The organism is Synechococcus sp. MIT S9220 (assembly GCF_014304815.1).
GTDB lineage: Bacteria > Cyanobacteriota > Cyanobacteriia > PCC-6307 > Cyanobiaceae > Synechococcus_C.
Genome location: NZ_CP047958.1, coordinates 1550977 through 1571753 on the forward strand (window position 1 = coordinate 1550977; position 20777 = coordinate 1571753).

Annotated in this window: 28 protein-coding genes; 14 read left to right on the forward strand and 14 right to left on the reverse strand. The window is 53.9% G+C overall.

Annotated features, from left to right (window positions below; all coding sequences use genetic code 11):
* Positions 1–275 precede the first annotated feature (275 nt).
* Positions 276–944: an SDR family oxidoreductase gene (locus SynMITS9220_RS08565; RefSeq protein ID WP_186988619.1), complete on the forward strand. Its 669-nt coding sequence runs from the start codon at positions 276–278 to the stop codon at positions 942–944.
* An 86-nt stretch (positions 945–1030) separates the two neighbouring features.
* Positions 1031–1258 carry a TIGR02450 family Trp-rich protein gene (locus SynMITS9220_RS08570; protein WP_067093023.1) on the forward strand — a complete coding sequence of 76 codons (228 nt, stop codon included), beginning with the start codon at positions 1031–1033 and terminating at the stop codon, positions 1256–1258.
* On the opposite strand, the gene SynMITS9220_RS08575 is transcribed toward SynMITS9220_RS08570, so the two are convergent.
* Together SynMITS9220_RS08575 and SynMITS9220_RS08580 are read right to left on the reverse strand one after the other, a co-directional pair.
* Positions 1244–1909: a methyltransferase domain-containing protein gene (locus SynMITS9220_RS08575; RefSeq protein ID WP_186988621.1), complete on the reverse strand. Its 666-nt coding sequence runs from the start codon at positions 1907–1909 to the stop codon at positions 1244–1246. The genes SynMITS9220_RS08570 and SynMITS9220_RS08575 overlap by 15 nt on opposite strands.
* A 104-nt stretch (positions 1910–2013) precedes the next feature.
* Entirely contained in the window at positions 2014–3549 is a 1536-nt protein-coding gene (locus SynMITS9220_RS08580; RefSeq protein ID WP_186988623.1) for an NAD(P)/FAD-dependent oxidoreductase, read from the reverse strand.
* 139 nt (positions 3550–3688) lie between these two features.
* On the opposite strand from SynMITS9220_RS08580, the gene SynMITS9220_RS08585 reads away from it, so the two are divergent.
* Positions 3689–4225 carry a rhomboid family intramembrane serine protease gene (locus SynMITS9220_RS08585; RefSeq protein ID WP_186992029.1) on the forward strand — a complete coding sequence of 179 codons (537 nt, stop codon included), beginning with the start codon at positions 3689–3691 and terminating at the stop codon, positions 4223–4225.
* Here the strand turns inward: SynMITS9220_RS08585 and SynMITS9220_RS08590 are convergent.
* Together SynMITS9220_RS08590 and SynMITS9220_RS08595 are read right to left on the reverse strand one after the other, a co-directional pair.
* On the reverse strand, positions 4222–4458 hold the full coding sequence (locus SynMITS9220_RS08590) for a hypothetical protein (protein ID WP_186988625.1): 237 nt from the start codon (positions 4456–4458) through the stop codon (positions 4222–4224). The two genes, SynMITS9220_RS08585 and SynMITS9220_RS08590, sit on opposite strands and share 4 nt — an antisense overlap.
* 38 nt (positions 4459–4496) lie before the next feature.
* The gene (locus SynMITS9220_RS08595) at positions 4497–4799 is read right to left on the reverse strand and encodes a hypothetical protein (protein ID WP_186988627.1); all 303 of its coding nucleotides are present in this window, start codon (positions 4797–4799) and stop codon (positions 4497–4499) included.
* A gap of 140 nt (positions 4800–4939) precedes the next feature.
* On the opposite strand from SynMITS9220_RS08595, the gene SynMITS9220_RS08600 reads away from it, so the two are divergent.
* Positions 4940–5149, forward strand: coding sequence for a hypothetical protein (locus SynMITS9220_RS08600; RefSeq protein WP_115126827.1), 210 nt, complete (start codon positions 4940–4942; stop codon positions 5147–5149).
* Positions 5150–5457: 308 nt separating this feature from the next.
* Positions 5458–5901 (forward strand): hypothetical protein, encoded by a 444-nt coding sequence (locus SynMITS9220_RS08605; RefSeq protein WP_186988629.1) that lies wholly within the window; start codon positions 5458–5460, stop codon positions 5899–5901.
* Positions 5902–5983: 82 nt separating this feature from the next.
* Here the strand turns inward: SynMITS9220_RS08605 and SynMITS9220_RS08610 are convergent, their stop codons facing one another.
* The 4 genes from SynMITS9220_RS08610 to SynMITS9220_RS08625 form a co-directional block, all read right to left on the reverse strand.
* On the reverse strand, positions 5984–6298 hold the full coding sequence (locus SynMITS9220_RS08610) for a hypothetical protein (protein ID WP_186988631.1): 315 nt from the start codon (positions 6296–6298) through the stop codon (positions 5984–5986).
* A gap of 67 nt (positions 6299–6365) precedes the next feature.
* Entirely contained in the window at positions 6366–6542 is a 177-nt protein-coding gene (locus tag SynMITS9220_RS08615) for a hypothetical protein (protein ID WP_186988633.1), read from the reverse strand.
* Positions 6543–6922: 380 nt separating this feature from the next.
* Positions 6923–7273 carry a hypothetical protein gene (locus SynMITS9220_RS08620; RefSeq protein WP_186988635.1) on the reverse strand — a complete coding sequence of 117 codons (351 nt, stop codon included), beginning with the start codon at positions 7271–7273 and terminating at the stop codon, positions 6923–6925.
* 256 nt (positions 7274–7529) lie between these two features.
* Entirely contained in the window at positions 7530–7736 is a 207-nt protein-coding gene (locus tag SynMITS9220_RS08625; RefSeq protein ID WP_115126832.1) for a hypothetical protein, read from the reverse strand.
* Between the two features lie 78 nt (positions 7737–7814).
* On the opposite strand from SynMITS9220_RS08625, the gene nth reads away from it, so the two are divergent.
* From nth to SynMITS9220_RS08660, 7 genes are all read left to right on the forward strand, one after another.
* Entirely contained in the window at positions 7815–8468 is a 654-nt protein-coding gene (nth, locus tag SynMITS9220_RS08630) for an endonuclease III (RefSeq protein WP_186988637.1), read from the forward strand.
* The gene (gene thiD, locus SynMITS9220_RS08635; protein ID WP_186988639.1) at positions 8468–9286 is read left to right on the forward strand and encodes a bifunctional hydroxymethylpyrimidine kinase/phosphomethylpyrimidine kinase; all 819 of its coding nucleotides are present in this window, start codon (positions 8468–8470) and stop codon (positions 9284–9286) included. Before nth ends, thiD begins: the two co-directional genes overlap by 1 nt.
* 49 nt (positions 9287–9335) lie before the next feature.
* A complete protein-coding gene (locus SynMITS9220_RS08640) occupies positions 9336–9572 on the forward strand; it encodes a high light inducible protein (RefSeq protein ID WP_067093010.1) in 237 nt (78 codons plus the stop codon).
* A gap of 74 nt (positions 9573–9646) precedes the next feature.
* A complete protein-coding gene (locus tag SynMITS9220_RS08645) occupies positions 9647–9916 on the forward strand; it encodes a hypothetical protein (protein ID WP_186988641.1) in 270 nt (89 codons plus the stop codon).
* A 141-nt stretch (positions 9917–10057) separates the two neighbouring features.
* Positions 10058–10540, forward strand: a complete 483-nt coding sequence (locus tag SynMITS9220_RS08650) for a hypothetical protein (RefSeq protein ID WP_255483000.1) — start codon at positions 10058–10060, stop codon at positions 10538–10540.
* A gap of 4 nt (positions 10541–10544) precedes the next feature.
* The gene (locus tag SynMITS9220_RS08655) at positions 10545–11384 is read left to right on the forward strand and encodes a PfkB family carbohydrate kinase (RefSeq protein WP_186992031.1); all 840 of its coding nucleotides are present in this window, start codon (positions 10545–10547) and stop codon (positions 11382–11384) included.
* 17 nt (positions 11385–11401) lie between these two features.
* Complete coding sequence (locus SynMITS9220_RS08660) at positions 11402–11626, forward strand: hypothetical protein (RefSeq protein ID WP_186988645.1); 225 nt, start codon at positions 11402–11404, stop codon at positions 11624–11626.
* Between the two features lie 24 nt (positions 11627–11650).
* On the opposite strand, the gene SynMITS9220_RS08665 is transcribed toward SynMITS9220_RS08660, so the two are convergent.
* Complete coding sequence (locus SynMITS9220_RS08665) at positions 11651–12124, reverse strand: HIT family protein (protein WP_186988647.1); 474 nt, start codon at positions 12122–12124, stop codon at positions 11651–11653.
* Positions 12125–12230: 106 nt separating this feature from the next.
* Between SynMITS9220_RS08665 and gap the strand changes: the two genes are divergently transcribed.
* Positions 12231–13235, forward strand: coding sequence for a type I glyceraldehyde-3-phosphate dehydrogenase (gene gap, locus SynMITS9220_RS08670; RefSeq protein WP_186988649.1), 1005 nt, complete (start codon positions 12231–12233; stop codon positions 13233–13235).
* Between the two features lie 34 nt (positions 13236–13269).
* On the opposite strand, the gene SynMITS9220_RS08675 is transcribed toward gap, so the two are convergent.
* The 3 genes from SynMITS9220_RS08675 to SynMITS9220_RS08685 form a co-directional block, all read right to left on the reverse strand.
* Complete coding sequence (locus SynMITS9220_RS08675) at positions 13270–14499, reverse strand: HEAT repeat domain-containing protein (protein ID WP_186988652.1); 1230 nt, start codon at positions 14497–14499, stop codon at positions 13270–13272.
* A 672-nt stretch (positions 14500–15171) separates the two neighbouring features.
* Positions 15172–16119, reverse strand: coding sequence for a helix-turn-helix domain-containing protein (locus tag SynMITS9220_RS08680; protein WP_186988655.1), 948 nt, complete (start codon positions 16117–16119; stop codon positions 15172–15174).
* Positions 16119–17150: an AraC family transcriptional regulator gene (locus tag SynMITS9220_RS08685; protein ID WP_186988657.1), complete on the reverse strand. Its 1032-nt coding sequence runs from the start codon at positions 17148–17150 to the stop codon at positions 16119–16121. The genes SynMITS9220_RS08680 and SynMITS9220_RS08685 overlap by 1 nt, the downstream gene beginning before the upstream one ends.
* A 312-nt stretch (positions 17151–17462) precedes the next feature.
* On the opposite strand from SynMITS9220_RS08685, the gene SynMITS9220_RS08690 reads away from it, so the two are divergent.
* Complete coding sequence (locus SynMITS9220_RS08690) at positions 17463–17786, forward strand: Nif11-like leader peptide family natural product precursor (RefSeq protein ID WP_186988659.1); 324 nt, start codon at positions 17463–17465, stop codon at positions 17784–17786.
* A gap of 300 nt (positions 17787–18086) precedes the next feature.
* Here the strand turns inward: SynMITS9220_RS08690 and psbA are convergent, their stop codons facing one another.
* Both psbA and SynMITS9220_RS08700 read right to left on the reverse strand, forming a co-directional pair.
* Positions 18087–19163 carry a photosystem II q(b) protein gene (gene psbA, locus SynMITS9220_RS08695; RefSeq protein ID WP_186988661.1) on the reverse strand — a complete coding sequence of 359 codons (1077 nt, stop codon included), beginning with the start codon at positions 19161–19163 and terminating at the stop codon, positions 18087–18089.
* A gap of 198 nt (positions 19164–19361) precedes the next feature.
* Complete coding sequence (locus SynMITS9220_RS08700) at positions 19362–20723, reverse strand: YcjF family protein (protein ID WP_255483001.1); 1362 nt, start codon at positions 20721–20723, stop codon at positions 19362–19364.
* Positions 20724–20777: the final 54 nt, after the last annotated feature.

Sequence of the window (20777 nt, forward strand, 5' to 3'; positions counted from 1 at the left end):
CCCCTTGTTTGAACGGAAGGCAGGTCGGTCGGCTGAGCCAGCACATAGACCACACCTGCAGTGATCACAGCGGTGAAAGTAAGGAGCCCATAGATGGCGGCGGAGTAATCAGTCATCACTGGCTTGTGAATTTCTGTTAAGAACCATAGCTCGTTTGTAAAGCTGTGTAACTGAGTGTTTGTGCTGGTCACGCTCCGGCCAGCGCCGCTGCCGTATCAAGAGCGAAGTCTATGGCTGGGCTTTATGGCTAGGTTTCGTGCCCGCCTCGATCGACTATGACGCGCACGATTGCCGTAAGCGGTGCCTCGGGCAAAACAGGCTTCCGTGTTGCCGAAGAAATCATGGCTTCAGGCGATCAGGCCAGGCTGCTTCTGCGTCCTGAATCCCAGATTCCATCATCACTGGAGGGCTGTGAACAGCACCGACTCAGCCTGATGGATTCCAACGCCCTGGACGACTCTCTGCGCGGCGTGGACGCGCTGGTGATCGCGACAGGAGCACGTCCATCCGTTGACCTGACAGGGCCCATGAAAGTGGATGCTTGGGGCGTCGAGCGACAGGTCGAGAGTTGCCAGCGCGTCGGCGTGCAGCGCGTGGTGCTGGTCAGTTCGCTATGCGCAGGGCGTTGGAAACACCCTCTCAACCTGTTTGGCTTGATCCTGGTTTGGAAGCGTGTTGGTGAGCGCAATCTGGAAAACAGTGGGCTCGACTGGACAGTGATCCGACCTGGTGGACTCAACGAGCGCGAAGACGACCTTGACGAGGAAGGCGTGCTGTGGACTGGAGCTGACAAGCAGGAAAGTGATTCAATCCCTCGTCGTCTGGTTGCACGCTGCTGCATCGAAGCCTTGAACACCTCCGATTCGATCGGAAAAATCCTTGAGGTCACCAGTTCTAAGCAGCAGACCGTGGTGCGCTTGCAAGACGCAATCGCCAACTGTTGAGTCGTTAGGAGCAACCGAATCCTGACAACGTCGAGAGGGCAGAACGCGAGGCATGATCATTCTCTCCACCGTTGTGCTGCAGTTCTGTGCCCTGGAAGCCGGCAGAAGCCTGGACCAGCCTCACCCCCCGATCAGGACGACGTCATTTTCGTGTTGTTCTGCAGGGCGGACGAGGCTCTGAACGCTGGGTTGAACTGGCTTCCCTGCTAGAGCCTCAGGTACGACTCAGAGAAAGCTGGACGCAGCTTCAAGACAAGGCGCAATGGCAGAGCGGCTGGCAGCCGATCCCTCCAGACGACTCAGAGGGGATCTGAAGCCAAGGGCTTGGTGGCGATCACTGCAAAAAAGGGGTCTCCCTTCGCACCGACCCAACCAAGAGGTCCGGTTTGCTGCGTTTGTTCAGCAACCAATTCAGGCTTAGGCCATCCCTGCGCCATCATCACCTCCGCCACGTAGCGAAGGTGGTCGCCGTCACCGCCATCGGTCCAGATCTGAGGTGCCTTCGTGAAGAACATGCGATTGCTGAAAGCACAGATCACCTGCCCCTTGGGGCGGGTGATGCGCAGCAGCTCGGCGGCCACAGACTCTGGCTGCTGCAGATACTGCCAGCCGGCCACGATCAAGGTGCAGTCGACACTGGCATCGTCGAGGGGAAGTGTCTGGTCGCGATTCAGGTTTTGCACCCAGTGACGATCGAGACGCGAATTGGCCTGCAACTCCTGAGCATTCAATCCATGGCCAATCACCTGCTCATAGCGTTGATCTTCCGGCAGATGGCTCACCCAACTGCTCATCAGATCAAGCACAACCGCACAACTGGGGATGCGCTCGCGATAAAGCTGTGTCAAGCGCAAACGAAATGCTGCATCGAGATGCTGAACAAAACGGGGGTCGCTGTAAAACAGCGCATCATCGCTGTCGTCGAGCTTGAAGCGCTCGTTGTCGTTCAAGACCTGCACGACCACGGGGAATTCCTACCGTCCAATCAACCCGGAAGCTAAAGAAACCAGCGACGAAGCGCGTCCCTAGGAGCGTTGTAATGAGCAGCTGGCAGAGGTTGTGCGGTTAATCAAAGAGACAAGCTCTCCAGCAATTGCTTCTGAGCCCGTTGTCCGGTGATCGCATGGGCAGCCATCGCTCCACTGGCAGCCACAGGCGGAATACCGATACCGGGGAAGGTACTGGCTCCACATTGAAGAAAACCTTGCACTGGCGTCTGCACACCAGGAAACAACCCCTTGGCCGCCGACAGCGCTGGGCCATAACTGCCCTGATGCACCGACAGGAAATGACGATGGGTGAGAGGCGTGCCCTCCATCACAATCCGACAGCGGCTGCGCAGATCCGGGATGCGCTGCTCAAGCACCTGCCAGAACACCGAACAGCGCTGCTCACGCTGCTTGTCGTAGGCAGCCGTTGAACGTTCCAAACCACTCCAGTGCGACCACGGTTCATTGGCCGGTGTGTAGGCATGCAGAACGTGCTGAGCGGCAGGCGCCATCGAGGCATCAAGCACCGACGGAATCGAAACCACCACGGCATTGCGTTCGGCTTCGATTCCCCGTTCCCAGTCTCCAACCCAAACCGTATGAATGGGCAGATCGTCGAGGCCACTGGCATCAAAGCCCAGGTGCAGATGGAGAAAGGAAGCGCAGGCTGGAGTCTCTAGGCGTTGATGGCGCCAGGAGGGCGATGTCGCTTCAGGCAACAGCTTCGCCGTACTCCAGGCATCAGCGTTACTGACCACATGATCGGCAGCGAACTGTTCACCGTTGACCAGCTCGACGCCAACAGCACGATCTCCATCCAGCAGGACCCGCTTCACACGAGCGCCAAGGCGCAGGCTGCCGCCATGTTTCTCAAGACCACGGACGAGGGCCTGCACCACGGAAGCACTCCCGCCCTTGGGAAAATCAAGGCAGGCCTCAGGCTCAAACCATTCGCCAAACAGTGTTGCCATCGCGGCCGCATTGGTATCCGCCATGGGCATTCCACTGATCAGGAAACAGAGCAGATCAACCCAATGGCGCAGGAAGGGATCCTGAAGGTGGCGATCCACCAGCGGACCGAAGGCACCGCTGAGATGACGCAGAGCCGGCAGATGGGGAAGCAAGCGACCGCTGCGTCGCAGCAGTGGTCCAAGACCCTCAAGTCCACCCGGCGGTAGTGCCAGTAACGGCAGTGCGTCCGCCGCTGCTGCTATGGGCTGCAACACCTCAGCGAAACGTCGCCACTCCTCGACCGCCGCCGTTCCTCGCAGATCAGCGACAACCCGTTCGAAGCCGTCAGCGCCCACCCCGATGCGCAGATGCCCCTCGGGGAACAGCACATCCCAGTCTCGATAGGGGATGACCTCCAGGGGCTCATCCAAGGCCTTGAGAATCTGAGCCAGCGGGTTGCTGCTTGGCCATCGGCCAAGTCCGCTCCAGAGAGAAGGGCCTGATTCGAACTGATAGCCCTGCCGCTCAAATCCATGAGCAGCACCACCCGGATGGCCATGGGCTTCGAGAACCATCACCTCGTGGCCGGCTCTGGCACAGAGTGCAGCACAACAGAGACCACCGATACCGCTGCCGATCACGATCACCTCACACTTGGTGGTCATGGTGTGATCCGCTCGGTGACTGGTCAGTTCATAGCGGGTCGGAGCTGAATTCCGACACATGAACATCGGCTGTCACCAACACGACGAACCGAGATCGGCCAAAAACTGCTTCAGTGATCAGAGCAAACGTGTGGATGGATTGATCGCTCTGCCTCTGATTCTGCTGGGCCTGGCCTGGCTTCAGGAACTGGTGGATCAACTGCTGCTCGGCGGTCGATGGAACCTTGCGATGGGTCCTGGAACACCCTGGTGGACGTTGTTCACAGCACCATTCAGCCACCAAGGCTTCGGCCATCTGCTCACGAACAGCCTGGTCTTCCTACCGCTGAGCTACCTCGTACTGGCCAGAAGCCGAAGGGCTTATCTGAGCATCTGGATTGTGGTGATCGTTCTTGAGATTCCGGTCTGGCTGTTTTGGCCGGTTGGTTCTCACGGCTTATCCGGAGTGGTCTACGGGTTGCTGGGCTATCTGGTGCTGATCGGTTTTCTGGAACGACGACCTCTGTCGATCCTGCTGAGCACCATCGCGCTGCTGCTCTACGGAAGCACCCTGCCTGGCCTGCTTCCCTGGGCATCTCCAGCTGGCGTGAGCTGGATCGGACATGCATCCGGATTTCTAGCCGGAATGCTGGCTGCGCTGGCGGTCCATCGATCGCCGGATCAGCCGGCTGACTAATCGCGGTCGGCACTCTCCTCGGCAACCTCGGCTTTGAACAGAAAGCGACTGGAAAGACGTACCGCGAGAACCGAGGCAGCAGCTCCGTAGCCGATGAAGGTGGCGGCCTGGCCGAAACTGCCTTCTTGGTAAAGATCAGCGTGGAGAAGCAACCAGTCCACGAGTGAGGAGGCCGTGCCCCAAATCACCACCCAGACCGAAACGTAAATCACTCCTCGCGAGGTGTTGTTCAAGACGAGACAGCAGGTGCTGAATCAACGCTAAGCGAACCTCAGTCACGTCTCAGCCAGGAATCGGCCCCTGCGAACCAATCACCGAGGTCATCAGCCTCGGGACTGTGCTGCTGGTCGGGTTCTGCACTGCACAGGTCAAGACCATCGAGAAGGCTGTCAAGACCTTCGAGAGGGCGCCCGGAAAGTTGTTGGCGCCGAGCACGACGCAGCCAGGACGAGACCGTGCGATCTCGGTCGGCGAATTTCTGAAGATAAACACGGTCCGACAGGCTGACACTGGCCCCCTCAGCCACTCGCTGAAGGATTGACTGCAGCTTCAGACGGGTGCTGGTGGTGAGCATGGCCCGAACACTCCGAACTGGTGACGTTATGGCTCGTCATAGCGACAACGATGCCAGCGATCAAATCCATTGGCGCAGACGGACAAGACAACAATCAATGGCTACAACCATGTCAGTGATGAACAGTGAGAGGAGCCTCAATGAGTGATCAGGAACAGCAAAGGCCTGTTGTGATTCAACAGGGGGGCAATGGGATTGGCCTTGTTCTTGCCGCATTGATTGTGGGTGGCGCCATCGTCTACGCCGTCAACATCTGGTCGACGACTCAGCAACAGAAGCTCAGAGTGCCCGCAGAAGCGATCCAGAAAGGCGTTGAATCAGTGAAAGAAGCGATCAAGCCTGGCTCTTGAATGAGCCTCATTGCGCTCCATCTTTGAATACAGCAAGCAGATAATGCAGAAAGCCTTGAGACAAGAATGTCCTGAAGAAATCAAAACTCCTGCACAAACAATCCAATAATGAAATCATTCATCAACACATGAAGAGCTTTGTTGCCATCGTTCTTTTGATCTCTACTTTACTTGCAGGCTGTACAGCATCAGATCGGTTTGAAGAAACAACATTTCTGAGCAATGGCCCCTACCAACAGGGAACCATCGGAATTGACAGGTCGAAACTGCAGACAGTCGTGACTTGGTGCAGTCCAACGCTCCTACAAATGGCGGTTTACGACGACGTTGGAGACACCTACCCCATGCAGTACGAGCGATTGGAAGGGAAAGACCATCCACTGCAGGTCTCCGTCACGGTGTTTCCTCAAGACTTGCCATTCAGCTATGCAGCGGATTACAGCACACCAACAGATGTCACCAGTGTCTGCAGCCCTGCAAGCATCCAAACAACGCTGAGCACTGAAACGGGAAGATCAGCGGACCTCGACAAGAAACTGGGAGAAACATTTGAGGTCAGAAGTGACCAACTGGTGGCCGCCACGGTGGATTGCAACGCAGGCAAAGCTGGTTATGCAGAAATCACTCAATATCGCGGAGCTGACTATGGACAGAGGGGAGGAATCGCCCTGATCCCGGCGGGCGAGGCTTCAGACGTCACCGCGCAATGCAAGCGTCAAAATTTCTCGATAGAAATCAATCCATCCAAGTAATCAACATGCAGACAGTAGATCCATGCTTCAGAGCAATGATTCACTGAGAAGGCATCTCAGGAGAACATCCAACCCCGATCAATCAACGCTCATTAAACGATTTCAGAACCTTGTCTAGCACAATGATATTTCTCATGTGCTGAACTTCTGTCAGCCCATTGATGCTCATAAACTCAGCGAGACGATCCGGATAGTCAATAATTTCACGACCGGTGTCAACAAACTGGCAAAAAGCCTTCAGCAGCTCATCCTTATTGTCGGCACGCTGAATAGCACAGCAGCACCAATTAATTGCAGCATGTTCTTGAAGCTGATGATCTCGAAGCTGCGACTTTAGATTTTTAATTATTGCCTTTGTTCTTCTGACATAAAAAGCCCATGCAAGGCCAAGACACACCAAAACAATTGTCTGTAGCACGCACGCATGGCAACTAGTGGAAGACTAATCAAGCCGGAACGTCATGTCATTTCGCAACAGCCTTTGACTCAGCAGAAGACTCATCAATCACCAGTGACTTTTGATTCGGCTCTTGCTCTTCCGCTGACTCTTGAAAGACAATGTCAATCTCAGCGACCCAGGCAACGATCGCAATCAAGCCGATAACGGTCCCAATCACTAAAGCGATCCGTCGATTCGACATGCAACTCAATGAATCATGGGCCGAGACTACAACGAGAGGACATGGGGCCGACATGGGCAACCAAGCCAGAGATGCTGTCATCGGGCTAAGGGAGCAAGTCAAACCACATCATCAAAACAAAGCCAACAGGAGCAGAGGAAAGACCAGTCAACAAAAATGAAAGTAGCAACGCGTCACTCAACCCATACTGCGCGTCGAAGTGGATAGCCGTTGACATAGAGGCATGCTTGAATCTGCTATCTGAATAATCCCGCAGCAAAGCACAAACCTGAGCACAGGCTGAGAAATCAATGAATGATTTGATCCATACAACCAAGTGATCCAAGATCACAATCGATTCAAAAGGATTGCAACATTCCCTAGCACCTAAGCGCTATGGATTAATCAGCCATTTTATAGAGATCGGGGAATAGTCTTTTTGCTCGTTGCGGGCAGTGATCAATGGCATAAGAAATCATGCCCTCAATCATAGGCAGTGCGTAGCGATCATCTTCAAAGTCCATTTCGCTTATCACTGACATCGGTATATTTGCCTGGCCCATGGCAATAGCAGTTCCTTTTTCCATCGCTTCTTGAGCTGCTTTATTGGCGCAATACTGTTTTCCAGCCTGCGTGCCGATATTGTATGAAAAGCGAACCTTGTCTTGAAGCGTTGCCGCGGAAATAGAGTGGGCAGTGGATAGCGTCAAAGCAACAGTAGTAACTGCGATCAATCGATTGCGAAGGTTCATCCTGTTTCTCTTAAGCCTCAACATCACTATAGCCACTACATGCAAGCGGAAAATGCTAATTGAATTGATGCTTTCTCACGAAACGCTGCCATCAGATGTTTCGTCCATCAATTGATTCAATCTGGAAGCTTGATGTCTTTTTCGAGCTGTTCAACAGGACGCTGATACGTCTCGATTCGATCAAAGACCAGGTTCAATGTCTTCACTCTTGGGAGCTTGTGCAACTCCTGGAGATGGGATCGAGAACAAGCCAGACTCAGCCACCTTCCATTGATTGTTGATGGCTGTGCTGGCGAAACAGATCGCTGGCCTCGTCAATCTCAGTGAGTTCAGCAATGTTCTGAGGTTTGTCGTCCTGACGACGCTGCTGCTGTTCACGCTCCTGTTGCTGCTCTTCCCGACGCACTGCCCGTGCATAGGCGTCGCTTGAATCAGAACTGTTTCGGCGCTGCTCAGGGCTCATGAACCCACAGTTCGAACACTCGCCAATCTCTCATCCCAACAACGGCGCTGCAATCATGGCTGTCGATCTCAAGCCGTGATGAACAAGGGCGAAAGAGCCAGAGTGATCCTCGATCGGCTGAACGAGCATTACCCCGAGACGCCGATTCCCCTGGATCACAGCGATGCCTTCACGCTGCTGATCGCCGTTCTGCTCAGTGCTCAGTGCACCGACAAAAAGGTGAATGAAGTCACTCCGGCACTGTTCTCCGCCGGGCCAACGCCCGCTGCCATGGCAGCACTCGACGAAACAGAGATCCACCGCCACATCCGTCAGCTGGGACTGGCCAAAACCAAAGCGCGCAATGTGCACAAGCTCGCCCACATCCTCGTGAATGTCCACGACGGAGTCGTTCCACAGAGTTTTGAAGAGCTTGAAGCGCTACCAGGAGTCGGGCACAAGACCGCCAGCGTGGTGATGGCGCAGGCTTTCGGTGTCCCTGCATTCCCCGTGGATACTCACATTCATCGTCTGGCTCAGCGCTGGGGGTTGAGCAAAGGCGACAGCGTTGTGAAAACAGAAGCAGATCTCAAGGCTCTCTTCCCAAAGGAGCAATGGAATCGACTGCATTTGCAGATCATTTTCTACGGCCGCGAGCACTGCAGCGCACGCGGCTGCGATGGCACCGTCTGCAAGCTGTGCCGAGAGCTCTACCCGAAACGCCGCAAGCCGGTGGTCTGGCGTAAACCCTGATGCAGGCCCAACACATCACTCCAGCGATCGCCCTCACCATCGCGGGAAGCGATTCAGGAGGAGGTGCAGGGATCCAGGCTGATTTGCGCGCCTTCATGGCCTTCAGGGTTCATGGCTGCAGTGCCCTGACCTGCGTCACCGCGCAAAACACCTGCGGAGTGACCCGAGTGGATCCCATACCGCCCGCAGGCCTGGAGGCACAGCTGCAAGCCGTCAAGAACGACCTGCCTGTCGATGCACTGAAAACCGGCATGCTGCTGAATCGCGAACTGATTCAAACCACCGCTGAACTCTTACGGCACTGGAGCATCCCCAAGGTGATCGACCCGGTGATGGTGAGCCGCACAGGCGCCGTGCTGCTTGAAGATGACGCGATCGCCGCGCTACGCGACGACCTGCTGCCGCTGGCAACCCTGCTGACCCCGAATCGCCATGAAGCGCGGTTGCTGAGCGGCCATGAACTGAGCGACGACAGTGACATCGAAGCAGCCGCAGCCGCGATCCACGCCCAGGGACCTGCGGCAGTTCTGATCAAAAGCGGCAGCGAACGATCGCTGGGGGGCCGGGATTTGCTGTTCAACGGCCAACCCCACTGGCTTGAGGGGCCTTGGGTGGATACTCCCCATACCCACGGCACAGGATGCACGTTGTCAGCAGCCATCACCGCAGGATTGGCTCTCGGACAGGATCTCGATGTGGCAATGACGGCGGCGCGTGCGTACGTCAAGCAAGGCCTGAAGCAGGCTCTGGCCATCGGTCAGGGGCAAGGCCCGATCTGCCACTGGGCGGCGATGAGAAGCATTAGAGATCGTGATTAAGAACAAAAGTCAATGTGCTGTTACATTGCTACACATCCGCAACGGTTCCATGACTCAACAGCAAGCCAGCGACAAGTGGTTCCAGGATTCAGCGGCCCGCGCCATCCATGAACAGCAGCTGGATCGGGTGGAGCGTTTCAATGGCCGTGCCGCCATGTTGGGCATCGTGATCGGCGTTCTCACTGAAGCCATCACAGGTCAGGGGATCGTCCATCAGATCGGACTCGGCCCACTCGTTGATGGTTACGTCGCCTGCAGCGCCAAATATCTTCCGTTCTGTTTCTGACTCGGCTGAAGACCTGCAGGTCTCACTCCGCCTGCAGGTCTCACTCCTAGGTTGAAGCCAGTCGAACCAGAGGCATGGCTCGCAAGCGACGCAAACTGAGCAAGGAGATGGAGGCTGAGATCAAAGCAGCCGAGAAAAAAGTGGAATTCGTCTCAGCGATGATCAGAGACATCCGTGAGGAAGACGTTCAAAACGAGTACGCAGAAGCCTTTGCTCAGGTTCATGCCGCTTGCAGCCATCTGGCCGCGCTCTACATCACCGAGGGGGTGACCGAAGAAAGCGAGGGGACCTTGGCTCTCTACAAAGGGTTATTGACGCGATTCGAAGAGGAATACGAGCTCTGAACTTGAGCTGTAGGTCCTGGCGCCACCCATGGCCGAGCCGCAGGAAGCCGGTACAACCGGTGCATCAAGTTCATTCAAGCCATGGCAGACCAGGGCCCATCGACCTCACCAAGCTCGAATCCTCGTTGGTTCATTCTGATGATGGCCAGCCGCTGGCCGCTGGCTGTGGTGATCGCCGCATGGGCCGTTGCCGTGGCTGCTATTCAGATCCTTCGTCAACCCATCCCGATTGCCTTGCCACTTGATCAGCCGCTGCCTGTGCGGCTGGTGGGGGGCATCACCGTTGATCAGCTCTCTGCGCCGGTCAGCGTGAAGGGCGAGGAGCCTCTATCGATCGAAGCTGTCAAAGCGCTGCCCGTGAGCGGCGACGTGGGAGTGCCCAAAGGTGTGGCCGTGACCGAACCCGTCAAGGTTGAGGGCGGTGTTTCCGTTGATGGTGCTGTCACGGTGGGAGAAGTCACTGCGCCGGTGACCGTGAACGGCAGCGACGGAGGTCCCGTGCTGGTCGGCACTCCCGATGGGGAACTGCTGAATGTGACCGGAGGAGTGAGAGTGGATTCTGTTGGAGGCAAGATCAACGTGCAGCTGCGCGATGCCGCCAAATCCGTCCTGCCCATCCCCTGACGCAATGCCCACGCCTTTGGATAGCGAGCTGAAATCTCTGAATCTGGCGGTGGTAGGGCATCAGGAGTGGGTCACCTTTTTGGAGGTCGATGCACTGCCCAGACCAGGCAGGATCGGACGGGCTTCTCGAGACCTCGAAGAACCTGCCGGTGCCGGAGCTGTCATCGCAGTCCAGCTAGCACGCCTCACCGGCCAAAAAGTTCTGTTTTTCACAGCACTCGGTCGGGATGCGATTGGCCAACGCAGCGAACAACGCCTCAGAGAGTTGGGAGTTGAACCCGTGGTGGCCTGGCGCGACCAACCCAGTCGGCGCGGAATTAGCCTGATGGATCCCAGTGGTGACCGTGCAATCACGGTGATTGGCGAGCGCTTGATGCCCACCGCTGAAGACGACCTCAACTGGGAACGACTTGCAGACTGCGACGGCGTGTTCGTCTCAGCAACCGACTGCGATGGCCTGCGTCGGGCACGCCAGGCCAGGATTCTGAGTGCAACACCACGACTCGGACTCGCCGTGTTGCAGCAGGCTTCAGTGCCTCTGGACGCCTTGATCGGCAGCGCACTGGACCCCGGCGAACAGGTTCCCGAGAACTGTCTCAATCCAGCGCCCACCGTTCGAATCGCCACGGAGGGTGAGGCCGGAGGCATGCTGATTCCAGGCGGCCGTTTTGATGCTGTTCAACTGCCAGGACCGATGGTGGAGTCCTATGGATGTGGCGACAGCTTTGCCGCAGGCGTCACCGCTGGACTAAGCGCAGGTTGGAGCACCCAACAGGCGGTCGCGCTGGGAGCGCGCTGCGGTGCTGCCTGCGCGACGCGCTTCGGGCCTTACGGCGAACACTGATCAAGGCCAGGCAAAGGATGAAATTTGACTTCTCAAACGAAGAGTTCAGCGAATTAATTGCTGCTGCGAAGGAAGCACAGGTTCGCTGGAAAAAAGCCAGAACTTTATGGAAAGTGGGTCATCACGCCTATCTCAAACACAATGAGCAGGAACTGACGAACAACATCAACCGGTTCAAGCAAACCGAGCAAATGCTGCTTGATCGCTACAAAAGCGTGACTGGAGACGACTGGCATCGGTGAGCTGTTCAATCACAATGACCTGTGTCAATCCAGAACGGCTGAGGCCAAATCTCTGGCGCGCAACACCCATTCATTCACACAGTCAGCAGACGCTGCATTGACCGTTCCCGCTTCGACATCGCGATAGAGATCAGCAATCTTCCAGGCGCTGGTGCGTGGATCATCAGCAGAACGTGGGATCAGATGCAGATGCAGATGTCGGGCTCCTTCACCGAAGGCGATGGCATAGACCCGTTCGCAGCCTGTGACCGCACGCTCCAACTGGGAGGCACGTTGGACAACAACGCCCCAATCCTGCGCTTCCTCAGGGACAAAGTTGATTGGACCACCACAGTGTCGTCGCGAATCAAGCAGGCACCAACCGGCCAACGGGGCAGGGCGCGGATGGTGTCGCAGCAGCCAGAGATCATTGCGCCAGATCTCATGAGCCGTCAGCTCAGCCTGATTGCCATGCAGGGCACAGATGGGGCAAGAGGCTTCGGCTGGCGGAGAAACCATGGGCGTCGACAACGACCTGAGCTCACTCTGTCTGCGTCCCAGAAAAGGAGGGGGTTTTCGATTGCAATGGGCTCTATAAGTCAGGGAAGCAGAAGGGCTCGCCTTCATGTCCATCCGTATTGGCATCAATGGCTTCGGACGCATCGGGCGTCTCGCCTTCCGACAGGCCATGGCCTGCCCCGACGTGGAGGTGGTTGCCATCAACGACCTGATCGAACTCGACTACCTCGCCTACCTGCTGCGTTACGACTCAACGCATCGCCGCTTCCCAGGTGAAATCAAGGTGGTGGATGGCCACTTGATGGTGAATGGCAGTCACATTCGCGTCACGGCCGAACGAGACCCCCGCCAGCTGCGCTGGGGTGACGTGGGAGCCGACTACGTGCTGGAAAGCACTGGCTTCTTTCTGACCGCCGACACCGCACGCCAACACCTTGAGGCCGGCGCCAAACGTGTGGTGATGAGCGCTCCCTCCAAAGACGACACGCCGATGTTCGTCATGGGAGTGAATCACAACTCCTATGCAGGAGAAGACATCGTGTCGAATGCCAGCTGCACAACGAACTGTCTGGCACCACTCGCCAAGGTCGTGAACGACCACTACGGAATCGTCAGCGGTCTGATGACCACCGTGCATGCCACCACGGCAACCCAGAAGCCAGTAGACAGCCCTTCACTCAAAGACTGGCGAGGTGGACGAGGCGCGGGGCAGAGCATCATTCCCAGCTCAACGGGTGCTGCCAAAGCCGTGGGTCGTGTGATTCCGGAACTGAATGGAAAACTCACAGGCATGGCTTTCCGGGTACCAACTCCTGATGTCTCCGTCGTCGACCTGACCGTGAATCTGGCCAAACCAGCCAGTTACGAAGAGATCAAGACAACCATGAAAGAAGCCTCACAAAACGGTCTTTCCGGCATCCTTGGTTACACCGAAGATCCAATCGTGTCCAACGATCTTCTGGGTGAAAGCTGCACCTCAGTGTTTGATGCTGGAGCAGGCATGGCGCTCAATGATCAGTTCATGAAACTGGTTGCTTGGTACGACAATGAATGGGCCTACAGCTGCAAATGCATTGACCTGATGCAGCACATGGCTAAGCATTCTGCTTAAGCAAGCAAGAGGAAAATCGTTCAGTCAATCGATCTCAGAACGTCCTTTCGAGCTGTTGCGTCTCAATCAAGCGTGCCAATGCTTGCTGGCATGTCCAACGCAATGGAACCCAAGGAGCAGATGAAGAGAGCTCGTACAAAAGATCCATCTGGTCATCAAGTTGCAGTTCAACGCAAGCCCAGGCAGCTGCAATTCTCGACTTCGTATATTGGGGCGTGGTTTCGGCAAGAGCAGACCTAACGAGATCACTCTTTTCTCTGAACTTTCGCAAACCAACAAGACAACTCAGATAATAGTGAGTGACATAATCAGACCAGAGTCTTTCCTGCATACTTTCAATCACTGCAAGGCATTCGCTGCGATCAATCCGCATCAAACTCGCTGCAGCACCATACTGTCGAGCTTCATCACGATGGCTGAGATTCCGCTCGATCTCATCAGGATCTGATCCACATTCCCACTCAGGTCGAATGTCTAACAACAAAGGATCATCGCGAAGCAGCTGCTCAAACAAAGCTTGGTTTTGAGGCTTCGAGAAAGACTGGTTGCCATCAACGATCTGTAAGAAACTTTTAGCTCGAAGAGACATGGATACCGGCGCACGAACCAGAACAGGCAGCAGGCTTTCATCACCGGAATCACCAATATCAATCACCGCAGATCTGCGCTTACCAGCAACCAGATCTGTAAGAGATGCGACCAATGGTTTCATCAAATCACATTCGCCATAAAGCGAAGCCATGTAAGCCCTTGCAGCGCCGGAGACCAGAAGACTTTCGTGATCACAACAATCCATGATGCAAGACTTCGAACGAGGACTCTGAATTCCAAGCCTTGTAAATGTTTGAATGACTGCACGTATTTGTGTCACTTCCCCATTCAACAATCCAAGCAGACATCCTTCTTCTACCTCGCTGGGACGCCAGCCAATTCTGGTCAAGGCCGACAGCGCATTAATCACGGCCTCAGTGTCACTACAACCCAAAACATCAACAAGAGCAGGGATGGCCCTTGGATCTTTTCTGCGACCTAAAGCCTCAACAACTTTTCGCCTGGTGATTCGGTCGAACAATTCATCGACTTTGAGCTCATGCGTCGCTCGAATTAAAGCCTCAAGGGTCATATCGCAATCACAAAGCCCTAATCGAGTCGCGGCAAAATAGCGATCTGAGGGTCGTTCAACAGAAGCTGTATCCGCAAAGATCAGCGATAGGGCATCAGCCTCTGATATACCTTGCACTAAAACATCAAAACGTTCTGCCATGTCTCAACAAACGCTTGAAAAAAGCTATCAAAAATAAAACTCAAAATCCCGCAAAAAAACAACTGATATAATCACTTTTACTCATCTCACAACCACGAACAGAAGCAAGACAGCGCTTCACAATTGCAGCAAAGCGACCAACAGGTGAGCAGAATTCATAAACACACAATTGCACAAAAGCATCAAATCAGCTGTCCGCACAGTCTTCCGACAAGAAACTGCAGCAGCCAGGGCTGAAAGCAGAGCTATTAAATCAGGCGACTTAAACGACTACTTGGAGCGGCGATCAATCAATTCAATAAGATGGGCATCGTGCTTATTGCAGAAGTCAGTAACACACTCACGTAGGATATGACCAATAGAAACAGACTCGGTATAGCAAAGAAGCTTTAACTTCTTATGGAGTTCATCGCTGAGCTCAAACGTGACTCTTTTCATTTGCAAGCAACTGACACGACAAGAGCGTGAAACACGAGAACGTCCTAATTAGCTGTATTTTAGATCTTTTGATAAGAAATGGATACCGGCAATCGTTCAGTTTACAAAGCTAAACAGCGATAATGCATGGTTTGAGCCTCCCTTCCTCAAGACGACACGAATGAATCAACAGACAGGGAATGCCTGAGAGCAGGCCTGACGCAACTAGCAAAACCCAAGCTGGATCCAGGAGCACTACGCGTTTAGCAGAGTCTGACTGGGCAATTCTCCGAAGCTGTTGAAGTATCTACGGGCATAGCGTCCTGCATGCTTGAAACCATATTGAATAGCCACTTCACGAATCATGCTTTCTTCAGCTGCCGACTGATCCTGATATCTCAATAAAGCACGTCTTGATTCTTCAAGACGGACTTGCATCATCATCTCAATAATTCCCATGCCAAAATATTTCTGGCACACTCTATAGAGTGATGCTTGGCCAGTATTCAGGAAATGGCAGACATCAGCCAATGTCATAGGAGAGGACATTTTCGTCGTGTCGTGAGACAGGCGAACAATCTCTGACAAGAGTGCATGATTCTTAGTTTCACCTTTTTTATAAGCACGAGGCTTACCATCTTCTAAACAACAAATAATGAGGTCATAATACTTCGAGGGATTAGATATTCCAGCTTGGAGATCTTTTCTTGCCAGCCTTTTAAGCTGATGACTCAATTGATCCGATACTTCCAGCCCCTTGTTGCTCGTCAAGTTTTCAATACCTACCTGAGCATTACAAGCAATCATTGCCTCCATTAACGAGGCTTTGTCAAGCATGCAAGCCGTCGAAGAGCAAAGTGGAGAATACTTTCCCCATGAACCACCCTTCGATCCATTGTAAGTATTCAAACCTCCAAGACTATTGGCTTTCATCTCATAACCTTCGCAAATCCCCATTGGAGCAAGCGAGTTTTTCAGCGGTGTGATCCAATTAAAGTCAACGGACCAATCAGTCCCCCATCCCTCATAAAGGAGTGTTTTTGATGCCTTAATTTCTGCGATTGAAATTCCAGACGCCATGGAATGAGTCATGCTGTAGTTTCCAGCTCCAGAATCAAACTGTGTGATTCTGGTCAACTGACCCATCTCATTCAGTGTTTCCGAAATCTGCAGAGGGTCTGAATAAGGAAGAGATAATTCCATCAACTTCTGGACCTCAACAAATCCGAAACAAAGACTGTCGACTTACTTGCCGTCTCAATCGTTTCCTCGGGACTTTGGGAAAAAGTTCTAAAATACAATCGTTCGAAGGCATTCCAATTTTTAAATCCATAATATTCAGCATTGTTTTTCATCGTGAAATAACGCAGACCTTTTGGAACATGTGAATTCAAATATGATTTTTTAACTTGTTCAAGCCTGATACTCTTAATCAATTCGAGGATGCTCATATCAAAATTTGACCGGCACACCTCGCTCAATGACTTCTCTTCTGAATTCAGGAATTTTGTAATCTCCCCAATCCTCAAGGGAGGCAAGCCCAATCGATCTTCGTGCAACAACTTAACGAGATCCTCAATCAGATCAGTTTGGTCAGATCGTTCCGTGATGAGATTTTCATGATCAGAAGATTCTTCAAGCGTTGCAATCGCCAGATCGTAAAAAGCCTGCCCACATTTCAGTCCAAACTCAAAATGCTGTTCAAACAGACGCCTTAATTGATGAGTGCACTCACTCTCAGTATCAATTCCGATGCACTCTTCCAAACGAGCATAAGCGTTATAGGCATTCATTTGATCAATCTGATCCTTTAATTTTTCCCACTTCAAGCTCATACAGCACAACACTGTATTAGCACCAACAATGTCCCAAGTATTGCCACCCGCTTTATTCAAGCGGTTGAATCCTGCAATACTTGGGCTGCGCATCTTATGGCCGCCGATAATTGTACTGGAAACCGACTTCGTATCTTGCCCTCTAATCCAGCAGAATGCCACTGAATTCTGATTAGCATCCTCTTCGTAAAGCAACGTCTGATTCGACTTAAAGACCTCTAAGTGGACATTCTTAATTGGCGCGCAAATTGAACTTGTTAGAAGTTCTCCTTTACTCAACTGAGTAACATTACAAGAGAAATTAGACTTTGAAAAATATTCAGCGTAATGGTTCTGGCAATGCATTTCCATGCCAAGCAAATCGCCAAACACATATTCTTTTGCCTTTCTTGCCTTCATGTCTAACCGTAAGCTATTCAAACAAATTTCATTGAGATAAATCTATAATGAAGATCTTGAATCGTCAATCATTGAGTCAACTTTGAAATCAAGCCAGAGCAAATAGAAGACGCGACCTCAGCAAGCAACCCATGCGTTACAGTTGTTAAGAACAGGGCTTTAGGAGAAAGGACGCTTGCAGACGATCTGAAGCCACAACGCAAGAGCAGAATTCATAAATGCGAACTGACGCCAGTAATAACTGTAATTTTACGATTAGCCATCCATTGGATTCGCTTTTCCAAGTAAAGATATAGAAGAAGCCATCATTCGATGAGCAAGGCAGCATTACACGCTTTCATCGACAGAGCCAGAGCCGATCAATCGTTCAGAGATCAATTGTCGGAGCTCGGGCCTCAAGAGATCATTGATTTTGCAGCTCAAAGCGGCTTTGTCTTTTCCGACGAAATCAAGGGTCGCTTTATCAATCGCTGGGCTGGTGTTTATTTCTGCCCACAGGCCATCGAAGTGGGCATTCTTTGCCCTGGGTTAGTGCCAGAAGGGTATAAAAACCTTATCCACTATGCACAATCAACTTGCAGTTCATCTGAATTAAAAGAAGAAGAGCACGATTTCAGATCCGGCAAAAAATACTAAATAGCCGCATTCTTTAATAAGGCCCAGCGATACAATCTATTCATTCATCACAAGCAGATCATTGCTAATGGTCTGCTTGTTCTGGTCGCTTGTTATTTAGACGAAAACCACAATTGCCATGTTCAAAGCGTTGAACTTCGCCGATTGCGAATACTGAAGTGCTCTTAAAGCTGTTGATTATGAGCCAAGCGCTGTCCTTGATGCTGCAGTGTCTTTCCTGAAGAACAAGCAGCAAAAAGCCCCCTCGTGAGAGGGGGCTTTCCGATTCAGCTAAAGCTGAATCTCTTGGAGACTTCAGCCTCAGCCGATCGCGGGAGCTTGCAGAGCCACAGGAGTGGACTCAACAGCAGCCAGGTCGAGGGGGAAGTTGTGAGCGTTGCGCTCGTGCATGACTTCCATGCCGAGGTTGGCGCGGTTCAGCACATCAGCCCAGGTGTTCAGGACGCGGCCCTGACCATCAAGGATGGACTGGTTGAAGTTGAAACCGTTCAGGTTGAACGCCATGGTGCTGATGCCCATGGAGGTGAACCAGATGCCGACAACGGGCCAGGCAGCCAGGAAGAAGTGCAGGCTACGGCTGTTGTTGAACGACGCGTATTGGAAGATCAGGCGACCGAAGTAACCGTGGGCAGCCACGATGTTGTAGGTCTCTTCCTCTTGGCCGAACTTGTAGCCGTAGTTCTGGGACTCGCTCTCGGTTGTTTCACGAACCAAGGAGGAGGTCACCAGTGAACCGTGCATGGCGGAGAACAGTGAACCACCGAAGACGCCAGCCACACCAAGCATGTGGAAGGGGTGCATCAGGATGTTGTGCTCGGCCTGGAACACCAACATGAAGTTGAAGGTGCCGGAGATGCCCAGGGGCATGCCGTCAGAGAAGGAACCCTGACCGAAGGGGTACACCAGGAACACAGCGAAGGCTGCAGACAGCGGTGCGCTGTAAGCAACGCAGATCCAGGGGCGCATGCCGAGGCGGTAGGAGAGTTCCCACTGACGCCCCATGTAGGCGGAGATGCCGATCAGAAAGTGGAAGACAACCAGCTGGTAAGGACCGCCGTTGTACAGCCACTCGTCGAGAGAGGCAGCTTCCCAGATGGGATAGAAGTGAAGGCCGATGGCATTCGAGGAGGGAACAACAGCACCAGAGATGATGTTGTTGCCGTAGATCAGGGAGCCAGCAACGGGCTCACGGATGCCGTCGATGTCGACCGCGGGAGCGGCGATGAAGGCGATGATGAAGCAGACGGTGGCTGCAAGCAGACAGGGAATCATCAGCACACCGAACCAACCCACATAAATGCGGTTATTGGTGTCGGTGACCCACTGACAGAAATTTTCCCAACTGCCGCGGCGCCCGCTGCGGATTGCAGTAGCCATGAAAGGAATGAGAACGGATTTGAACCAGGCCTTCCAATTGGTCGGACAAGATTCGAACCAAGGCTATGGACATGTCGACAGATGACCTGGCAATCACATCATTCGAGTCAACTCGCAGCATTCATTCATGACGGCTTCATGAAGGCTTCATGAAGAAGTCTGAAGCAATTCAGCTCGAGCCGATTGAGGTCGCCCAAATCATGCGGGGGTGCAGCTGTTGCGTTCCTGAATCCATTCACGGGCCTGCTGGGCGAACCCAGCGAGGTTGAGGCGCTCCTGCTCTGCAGCACGTGCCACCAGCAGCGGAGCCTGTCGCTTCAGCTCCTCCAGATCGGGCTCAGCGACGCCGGCATTCAGAGCCATCCAGTCGGCCATGGAAACGCCCACCACGCGGGTGAGGTAAGCAGCACTCAATCCCTGCATGGCACCTGCGGCGATCCAGCTGGCCCCATCAAGCTTGGCCAGCCCAAGCAGCGCCTGGCCGCTCAACTCCACAACACCCTGCGCCAAAGCGGCGCTGCCCAGCTGCCGGGCGACCACCTGCAGCACCTCGGGACTCCATGGACAGCTCCAGATCGTGGCCATCTCCTTCACCATCAAGCCATTGCCCACGGCAACAGCCAACAGATCAACAGAAGGAACCGGTGAAGCGATGACAACGCCAGCGACAATCCACTGACTGCGCTGCAGCAGCAGGCGGAATCTCTCTCTTCGCAGCGTTTCAAGATCAGCTTGCCAGCGCCGATGCAGGTTGTTGAGCAAGCGTTGACGCGTGCCCTCTCGAACCCGTTCCGCACGCATCAGCTGTTGACGAACAGGCTGGAGCACACCTCGCAATTCGATGGCTTCACCAGACCAAGGAAGCAGGCACTGGTGCCATCGCTCCGGCAATTGACAGCGCAAAGCCTCCAGATGGTCTTCAGCAGACCTGTCAACTGAGGAGCGCAGCAGCAGCCAAACAGGGCGATCCGCAGGCAGCTGGTCCAACCAGAGCAGATCTGCAGCACGCAGAGGCAGGGGTAGCACATGCAACAGCACATCCAGCTCCTGCAGATCATCAGGCCAGCTCCAAGAAGTGGATGTCACCGGCAGGGGATTCGCCAGGCAGAGATCGAGCGAGGCCGCGCCCGCCAACGCTTGCTGCAACTGAACCGTGGCGGGCACACCGGATCCCTCAGTGGCCACCACACCCACACTGAGCGGGACATCAAAGCCTTCGATGCGCCGCAACTCCTTTTCCCGGGGAGCACGCAATCCCTGCAGTTCCAGCACCACCTCAAGCTCCTCGAACTGATTCAGCACCAGCTCGCAGCGCTCAATCCAACCTTTGAGGGATGCCGGCTCACGAAAACGGGGTTGCTTTGGAGGCCTGGACAACCACCACAGGCCTGCAACAGCAGCAACACCCAGCCCACCCCCAGGTACATGCACCACATCCGACAGCAGCCACTGACCGGTTCCGATCACGCCGACAGACAGCAGGACTCGCCTGATCACACCGGACGTCATGGTTCCATCACCCAGTGATAGGGAGCGGATCAATTGGACCGGGAACTGCACTGGGATCCTCCAGATCTGGCCTTCTTAGCTCACCTCCAGTGATACAGCCCAGAG

Excerpts from the sequence above, each read along its gene's own strand:
- SynMITS9220_RS08565 (WP_186988619.1), top strand. The coding sequence starts at position 276 with ATGACGCGCACGATTGCCGTAAGCGGTGCCTCGGGCAAAACAGGCTTC.
- SynMITS9220_RS08580 (WP_186988623.1), bottom strand. The coding sequence starts at position 3,549 with ATGACCACCAAGTGTGAGGTGATCGTGATCGGCAGCGGTATCGGTGGT.
- SynMITS9220_RS08595 (WP_186988627.1), bottom strand. The coding sequence starts at position 4,799 with ATGCTCACCACCAGCACCCGTCTGAAGCTGCAGTCAATCCTTCAGCGA.
- SynMITS9220_RS08600 (WP_115126827.1), top strand. The coding sequence starts at position 4,940 with ATGAGTGATCAGGAACAGCAAAGGCCTGTTGTGATTCAACAGGGGGGC.
- SynMITS9220_RS08605 (WP_186988629.1), top strand. The coding sequence starts at position 5,458 with ATGGCGGTTTACGACGACGTTGGAGACACCTACCCCATGCAGTACGAG.
- SynMITS9220_RS08615 (WP_186988633.1), bottom strand. The coding sequence starts at position 6,542 with ATGTCGAATCGACGGATCGCTTTAGTGATTGGGACCGTTATCGGCTTG.
- SynMITS9220_RS08620 (WP_186988635.1), bottom strand. The coding sequence starts at position 7,273 with ATGAACCTTCGCAATCGATTGATCGCAGTTACTACTGTTGCTTTGACG.
- SynMITS9220_RS08625 (WP_115126832.1), bottom strand. The coding sequence starts at position 7,736 with ATGAGCCCTGAGCAGCGCCGAAACAGTTCTGATTCAAGCGACGCCTAT.
- nth (WP_186988637.1), top strand. The coding sequence starts at position 7,815 with ATGAACAAGGGCGAAAGAGCCAGAGTGATCCTCGATCGGCTGAACGAG.
- thiD (WP_186988639.1), top strand. The coding sequence starts at position 8,468 with ATGCAGGCCCAACACATCACTCCAGCGATCGCCCTCACCATCGCGGGA.
- SynMITS9220_RS08640 (WP_067093010.1), top strand. The coding sequence starts at position 9,336 with ATGACTCAACAGCAAGCCAGCGACAAGTGGTTCCAGGATTCAGCGGCC.
- SynMITS9220_RS08645 (WP_186988641.1), top strand. The coding sequence starts at position 9,647 with ATGGCTCGCAAGCGACGCAAACTGAGCAAGGAGATGGAGGCTGAGATC.
- SynMITS9220_RS08650 (WP_255483000.1), top strand. The coding sequence starts at position 10,058 with ATGGCCAGCCGCTGGCCGCTGGCTGTGGTGATCGCCGCATGGGCCGTT.
- SynMITS9220_RS08655 (WP_186992031.1), top strand. The coding sequence starts at position 10,545 with ATGCCCACGCCTTTGGATAGCGAGCTGAAATCTCTGAATCTGGCGGTG.
- SynMITS9220_RS08660 (WP_186988645.1), top strand. The coding sequence starts at position 11,402 with ATGAAATTTGACTTCTCAAACGAAGAGTTCAGCGAATTAATTGCTGCT.
- SynMITS9220_RS08665 (WP_186988647.1), bottom strand. The coding sequence starts at position 12,124 with ATGGTTTCTCCGCCAGCCGAAGCCTCTTGCCCCATCTGTGCCCTGCAT.
- gap (WP_186988649.1), top strand. The coding sequence starts at position 12,231 with ATGTCCATCCGTATTGGCATCAATGGCTTCGGACGCATCGGGCGTCTC.
- SynMITS9220_RS08675 (WP_186988652.1), bottom strand. The coding sequence starts at position 14,499 with ATGGCAGAACGTTTTGATGTTTTAGTGCAAGGTATATCAGAGGCTGAT.
- SynMITS9220_RS08680 (WP_186988655.1), bottom strand. The coding sequence starts at position 16,119 with ATGGAATTATCTCTTCCTTATTCAGACCCTCTGCAGATTTCGGAAACA.
- SynMITS9220_RS08685 (WP_186988657.1), bottom strand. The coding sequence starts at position 17,150 with ATGAAGGCAAGAAAGGCAAAAGAATATGTGTTTGGCGATTTGCTTGGC.
- SynMITS9220_RS08690 (WP_186988659.1), top strand. The coding sequence starts at position 17,463 with ATGAGCAAGGCAGCATTACACGCTTTCATCGACAGAGCCAGAGCCGAT.
- psbA (WP_186988661.1), bottom strand. The coding sequence starts at position 19,163 with ATGGCTACTGCAATCCGCAGCGGGCGCCGCGGCAGTTGGGAAAATTTC.